This window comes from Bacteriovorax sp. DB6_IX, assembly GCF_000447775.1.
Lineage (GTDB): Bacteria > Bdellovibrionota > Bacteriovoracia > Bacteriovoracales > Bacteriovoracaceae > Halobacteriovorax_A.
Window position 1 is genome coordinate 1 of record NZ_AUNJ01000422.1, and the last position, 6,748, is coordinate 6,748.

The 6,748-nt window shown below is 38.4% G+C and carries 7 protein-coding genes and 1 pseudogene; 3 read left to right on the forward strand and 5 right to left on the reverse strand.

All coding sequences use genetic code 11. The annotated features are described in order from the left end of the window. A pseudogene (locus M901_RS13170) lies at positions 1-282 on the reverse strand (30S ribosomal protein S4); the annotation flags it as partial. Positions 283-573: 291 nt separating this feature from the next. Between M901_RS13170 and M901_RS13175 the strand changes: the two are divergent. After that, on the forward strand, positions 574-1,056 hold the full coding sequence (locus tag M901_RS13175; protein WP_021278699.1) for a hypothetical protein: 483 nt from the start codon (positions 574-576) through the stop codon (positions 1,054-1,056). 50 nt (positions 1,057-1,106) lie between these two features. Here the strand turns inward: M901_RS13175 and M901_RS13180 are convergent, their stop codons facing one another. Genes M901_RS13180 through M901_RS16725 form a run of 4 tightly spaced genes read right to left on the reverse strand, consistent with a single transcriptional unit; the run spans position 1,107 to position 5,111 of the window. After that, on the reverse strand, positions 1,107-2,330 hold the full coding sequence (locus M901_RS13180; protein WP_021278700.1) for a metallopeptidase TldD-related protein: 1,224 nt from the start codon (positions 2,328-2,330) through the stop codon (positions 1,107-1,109). A 22-nt stretch (positions 2,331-2,352) separates the two neighbouring features. After that, positions 2,353-3,720, reverse strand: coding sequence for a TldD/PmbA family protein (locus M901_RS13185; protein WP_021278704.1), 1,368 nt, complete (start codon positions 3,718-3,720; stop codon positions 2,353-2,355). A gap of 24 nt (positions 3,721-3,744) precedes the next feature. After that, entirely contained in the window at positions 3,745-4,593 is an 849-nt protein-coding gene (locus M901_RS13190; RefSeq protein ID WP_034722261.1) for an aminotransferase class IV, read from the reverse strand. Next, positions 4,590-5,111, reverse strand: coding sequence for a rhodanese-like domain-containing protein (locus M901_RS16725; RefSeq protein WP_157680011.1), 522 nt, complete (start codon positions 5,109-5,111; stop codon positions 4,590-4,592). The genes M901_RS13190 and M901_RS16725 overlap by 4 nt, the downstream gene beginning before the upstream one ends. 108 nt (positions 5,112-5,219) lie before the next feature. On the opposite strand from M901_RS16725, the gene M901_RS13200 reads away from it, so the two are divergent. After that, complete coding sequence (locus M901_RS13200) at positions 5,220-6,425, forward strand: CFI-box-CTERM domain-containing protein (protein ID WP_157680013.1); 1,206 nt, start codon at positions 5,220-5,222, stop codon at positions 6,423-6,425. Between the two features lie 13 nt (positions 6,426-6,438). Then, on the forward strand, positions 6,439-6,748 hold a 310-nt coding region (locus tag M901_RS13205; protein ID WP_021278698.1), incomplete at its 3' end, for a two-component system response regulator.

Here is a 6,748-nt window from a genome sequence, read left to right on the forward strand (position 1 = left end):
AGTTTCAATAAGAACTTCCATCCAAGGCTTTCCTGCAGTGTTTTTCTTAGCTTGTTTTACGTAAGTAACAAGTTGCTTTTCTCTAAGTCCGTAGTGGAACATTAGTTTTTGTTTTTCTTTTAGACGAACAGCATAGTCAGAAATCTTCTTTCTTCTGTTCCCGTGAACACCTGGTCCGTATGGACGTCTTTCTAGTGCTCCTGATTTACCAAGACCTGGTAGTTCAACACCAAGTGCTCTTTGGATCTTAAAACGTGATCTCGCCGTAGTACTCTTTGCCATATAAGCTCCTAAGTTGTTGATTTAAGGGACATGGCCAAAGCCGCATCACATCTCCAGATTGCTCTGGGCCCCTAAATCTTAATTAATACTTGAATGCGACTGACGAAATATACAGGTTTTTAGGTAGTTCTGTCAATCAAAGAGTCTACTAGAGTGTGAAAATAATAGCCTTTCTTACGTTGCGTCAAATAAATGGTGTTGAGTAAGTTTTACATTCTCTGAGACAGGGCAGATTACTGGTGATAGAGCTGTCCAAATATTTTAATTCATCATCATTTTGAGGGAGATTCTATGAAGAAGTTAATTTGTTTAGTTGCGCTTTTACTAACTGCACAGGCCTTTGGGGAAACTGTTGAGACTTATGCTGAGCCAACAGGTTTTGCTGTTTACTATATCCAAGATGAAGCAGAGTGTTCTGAAAGTGGTGGGATTTGGGATTCTGAAGTCTGTCTTGTTCAAGACGAGAATAAATTAACTTTAACGAAGTCAGAAGGAACTGATTCAAAAGTCACAAAAGTAAATATTAGCACTTGGGGTGGAAATGCTCACTCGTGTGATTTCACATCAACAAATGTTTATAATGTTGGAACGGCATTAAAAGTCGTTGAACCTGTTGAGATCTATGAATTTGGTTCACAAGAGCATAAGCTTGGTCTATGTGAAGTAACTCTTACTAAGACTGAAACAGGTTACTCTGTTGATAATAACGGAAACTGCAACTATTTCTGTGGAATGAGAGCATGGCTCTATATTGAAAATGCAACTAAGAAGTAATTTATAAGTAAAATGAGAGGGGAGCTTTTGCTCCCCTTTTTTTTTGCGCTTTATTTTAAAATATTCATGTGGCACATAAAGCTATGTGATCTAAGAGGGAAGAATTCATCGTTAGAAATAGCGATGAAGTCTTCACCCATCATCTTGTTAATATTTCCCGTAATTGTAATTTCAGGTGTTCTTCCTTTGATTTCTCCATTTTCTAAGAAGAAACCGAGTTGGACAGGGCTTGAGTAATCACCACTTGAAGTTGTATCACCACCACCGGCCATGATGATAACAATACACTTGTCCTGAGAAGAGACGAGCTCACTATAACTCTTCTTTCCTGGGGCAAAATCAAATGTATAGGCCATTGGTTTCATGGCCGTGTTGAAATCGCGTTTCCCATTTCCAGTAAGCTTTCCATCATACTTCTTTGCTGTTTTCTTATCGTAGATAATATTAGTGAAAACACCATTTTTAATGAGAGGAAGTTCTTTTTCAACAGCTTGAGCTTCATGATCATACTTGGCGAAGAGACCATGCTTTTCATCACATCTGACATCATTAAAATTGATATCTTCGTGGAAGATCTTTTCTCCTAATTTTCCTGAATAAAAAGCAGAGCCTTGGTGGTATTGATCTGGTGAACAAGACTGTCTAAACTTTGCTAAGAAATCTTTTTCACTGACAAAAATAACAGGATATTTTCCTGCTTCCATATCGACAACAGTATCAAATTTCTTATGAAGATCGATGAAGTGGTTAAAGCTATTAAGATCGATATCTCCAGTTCCTGTTCCAAAAGCAACCATCGAGTCCATGATATTTGGGGATCCCTTTCTCTTGAGGACAAAGTATCCACCAGCGTGAGAATTTGTTACTTTAAGATCAATTCCAGAAGAGACTTCGAGGTCTGAATCATTTTCTTCATAATCAAATTTTCCAGAGTAAATAAAGTCCGGAAGCTCTTTTTTAAAGTGATCAACAAGCTTCTTTGTTAAGGCGACAACTTGAGTATCTTCAAGGCGCTTTCCAAAGTCTTCTTTATGAGTCACGTTAGAATTTAAATCATAGTCGTAATCGAGGGCGCCATATTGGTTTTGTAGTGCCCTTGTCTTTAATTCTTCGCGTTCGATTTTTCCCAGAAAATTTGCCGAGAATATCTTTCCATCATTAAAGATTCTGGCCGAGTTCTTCTCAAGCATCTTCTCTCTAATTTCATTAATCGCATCAGCTTGAATATTGATGGTTAGGTTCTTTGTTTTGAGTTTCTTATATTCTTCAATCATTTTGATTTCCTTTAATTTTCAATTAGCTCACAGTCATTTCAGAAACAACGATACTTGGTCCACCATCTGCAACTGGCAGAGGGAATTGTTCCATCTTTCCACACCCTCCAAGTGAACTTGAGGCAATGTGAAAATCATTTCCAACTTCTTCAATGAGGTTGAGTGTTTCAAAGACATTTCCTGAGATAACCGAAACTTTAACAGGATCAGTGATCTTCCCGTCTTGAATCTTATAGGCCTTGCTTGGAGCAATTGTAAAAGTACTCATTCCCATTCCGTGTCTGGCACCTTCGATGAAGAGTCCTGATTCGATACCTGCAATTAATTGATCAAGGGATTTTTCACCTTTCTCAATATAAGTATTTGTCATACGAACAATTGGTTCATATTGAAAGTTCATTGCTCGTGCATTACCTGTCGGTTTTTCATCTAGCATAATGGCCGTTTGTGTAGAGTGGAGTCTTCCTGCTAATTTTCCATCCTTAATAAGATATGTCTTTTCTTTCTTATTTCCTTCGTCATCTACAGGGAGATCACCAGAAGTCTCTGGCCAGTTTCCATCATCAACAATTGAAAGAATGTCAGAGGCAACTTTTTTGCCCATTTCCCATTCCGCTTTCATCGTCTCATCACCCAACATAAAGTCAGCTTCTGATTTGTGTCCAAAAGATTCGTGAGTAAAGATACCTGTGATTTCAGAGTCTAGGACAACGCGATATTTTCCGGCCTCGACAGTTGGTGCATTCACAAATGGCTTGGCCTTTGCAATTGTCTTTTTCAATTCTTCAATGGCCTTATCTTTTTGACCTATGACATTTTGGAAGAAGTACTTATGACTGTCATCATATCTATTTTCTCCGTCTTTAAGAGTGAAGGCCGCATAGGCACCAGCATGATTGTAGTCGTAGTGATAACTGACGCCATCAGATGCTCTAAACCATTTTTCCTTGTATTGGTCTTTATAGACAACAATCGGTCCTTGAATCATTTCTTCTTCCATAAGTGTTGGAATGAGGGCCGAACAGAATTCTTTCTTTTCTTTCAGAGAGGCCTTATTACAAGAGATTTCTGCGTACTTCATGACTTCATAGTGTTTCGCCTCTCTCTTTGGCCAAGAAAGATTTTCGCCTTCTGGAAGAAGCTCAACTCTTGCTTCAAGCTTTTTAAATTCGTCTTGAAGATTATTTAGCTCAGTTGTGGCCTTAAAGGCCCAATTACCATTTTTAAGTACACGTAGGAATGCTCCTAGAGAAGGTGATTCTGTAGCTTCTCTTAAATCTGTTTCACGATAGAGAATCATTGTCTCATCTGTTTTCTCAACTCTAATATCGGCATAGTCGACATTGAGAGATGAAAAATCAATTAGCTCTAATTGCTTTGATATTTCCATTGCTGCCCCTTGGTGAGTAAATTTCTATATTAGTTTATTATATTTATTTAATATATCGAGGGTTAATTTCCCTGGTTTTCCAGATCCTAGAGGTGTCTTGTTGACTTTAACCACTGGAACAATTCTTCGAGTTTGAGATGTCAGAAAAGATTCATCTGCATCCTGTAGTTCTTGCGCAGTTATATTTCTTTGTTCGATTTGGATATTTTCACTCTTACAGAGTTCGATGATCTTTGCTCGCGTAATTCCACCAAGAAGACCGGCCTTTAGTGGGGGAGTTACGAGAATTTGGTCTTTAACGATCCAGATATTACTTGTTGTGCCTTCTGTGACATGGCCATCGTGATTGAGCATGACAGCGTCAAAGGCTCCTTCTTTAACGGCTTCGTTATAGGCCAGAATATTGTTGAGATAATTTCCCGACTTAACAGATGGGTCCATTGAATCAACTGATGTTCTCTTGGTATCGGCAATGATGATTTCAACGCCATCTTTGTACCACCACTTTGGATTCTCACTGAGTTCTTTGGTTATGATAACCAAGTTATTTTGACTAGCGGCTTGAGGGTCAAGAGTAATCTCACCTTCACCTCGAGTGATAATGATTCTGATATAGGCCCTTTTTACATTGAGGACTTCAAGAGTCTTTTTTACCTCGGCCATGATTTTTGATTTTGTAAAAGCAATCGGCATGTGGATTTTATTGGCAGACTGCCAAAGTCTTTCCAAGTGCTCATCCATAAAGATAGGTCGATTGGAAATGGCCTCTGTTACTTCATAAACAGAATCACCAAAGAGAAAACCTCTGTCGAAAACTGAGATCTTAGCATTTTCAGAATCAAGAATATTTCCATTGATATTGATGACTTTTATGGTGTGACTCCCTCATATCCCTCTGGGAGAATATTCCAAGCGTCATTGAGAAATTTTACTTTCTTAGTTTGAACTCCACCATTATCAAAAATTCCTCCAGCTTGTGCCCATGAAAGAACTCCACCTTTTAGAGATGTGGCCTTGAAGCCATTCTTTATAAGTTCTCGTGCATAGGCTGAACTTCTTGCTCCAATAGTGCAGTAAGTGAAGATCTCTTTATCTTTGAAATTCTCTTTGTTCTTATCAAAGACATGCTTTGGAACAGCTCCAGGAATCATACTGACAAGTTGTTCCGATTCAGAGCGGGCATCGACTACAATTGAGTCATAAGATTTCTGCGTCATCTTGAACATTAAGTCCTTGGCCTCAATGAAGGGGATATCTTTGTTTTCCATTGTCACAGAAGTGGCCATAGATTCTACAATCTTCGCCTTATTCTCATATGAGTTGGGATTTATACAGCTGACTAAAAATAGGAGTGTGATTAGAGTGATCTTTTTCATTTGCTTATTATTCATAAACTCCTGCTTTTTGACAATCTCTAGCTCGAAAGATCTCTCTTTAGTTGCATTGCGGTGAAAGATAATCATTTGACAGTGTGTCAGGCAAAGAGTGATAATTTTACTATGCGAAATCTTTATTTAATGACCCTTTTTCTCATCTGTTCTATGGCCGCCCAAGTTGCCAATTCTTCAACTGTTCAAATGGCAGATATAGACGATCCTATTGTTTATGGAGTGACGAGTTCTGGGACTGACTTTTCGCTTGTGGCCACAAGCTCTGGTGATGGGAAATCTAAAGAAGCGGCCTACAAAGTTTATCTCCCTTTTAAGTCTTCTGGTGGAAGCCAGGATAATTACCACTACCTTGTCTCATCTGGGATACCATCTAAAAGTGGAGGTGGTGCCATTAAATTCCAATTGGATCTGGATGTGGATAGTGGGGATTACTTTCATATTGCGATTAGAAATGGGGATGATGATAGCTACTTTGTGGCAAGCTCTTACAATATTGGAACAGCTGATCCAGTTAATGTCTCATTAACAACGAGCTCTATTTGTGCCATTACAAGTGAATTTGACTGTGACTCTTTAGACGCCTCTTCTTCAGTCGTAGATGATGCCTACTTCTTCTTTTTCTTTGACTCAACACAGAGATCAAACGGTTATGAAATGAAGCCTTCTGATTATACAGGAGGGCTCTTTGTAAGAGTTTATGCTAGTACAGATATAGATGACTATGATGATGGTGCAACTTCGGCTACACAAATAACTTCTGTGACTGGCGATAGGGGTGATGCCTCGGCCTATATTGATTTTGCAGGAACTGTTAGCTCTACAACTTATATGAATGGCTTGATCTCATATAATGGAACAACACGCCTTGATACATATGATCTGGGAAGTGACGAATCAGGTGAGATTTTAGTATCAGGTCTAACTAATGGTGTTGCTGCTAATATTATTCTTCGTTATAGGGACAAGTTTGGCTATCAAACGAATATTGGAAATGATGTTGGTGTGACAATTACACCAACAACAATTGAAACTCTGCTAGAAGAGAAATCATGTTACTTAGTGACGGCAGGTTTCCAAAGAGATCACTATGTCCTCGATTATTTTAGGCACATTAGAGACAACTACCTCCTTAAAAATTATTTAGGGGAGGAGTTCGTAAATGTCTATTATTCAACAGCGCCTAAATATGCTTCATTGATATACAAAAATAAGGTTTTGAGTTTTCTAGTACGAGGGTTATCATATCTTGTATACGGTCTTTTAAGTATTTCTTTTGGATTACTGGATTGGCCCTTCTCATTACTCTTGCACTAAGGATTAAGATTCAATGGCAAAAAGAGTTCTCGTAATAGATGACGAACCAGATATTCTTGAGCTTCTAGCTGAAGAGTTAGAGTTCGAAGGTTTTTCTACTGTCCAAGCTTCTTCTGGGAATGAGGCCTTAGAAATCCTTGAAACCCAAAGTTTTGATGCAATCATTTCAGATTTCAAGATGCCTAATGGTAATGGAAAAGTGGTTCTAGACTTCGTTAAGTCAGATTCATATAAAGAATCACCCGTTTTCTATTTCGTCTCAGGTCAAGCAGATATGTCATTTCAAGATGCTTTAAAGGAAGGGGTGAATAAGTTCTTCTATA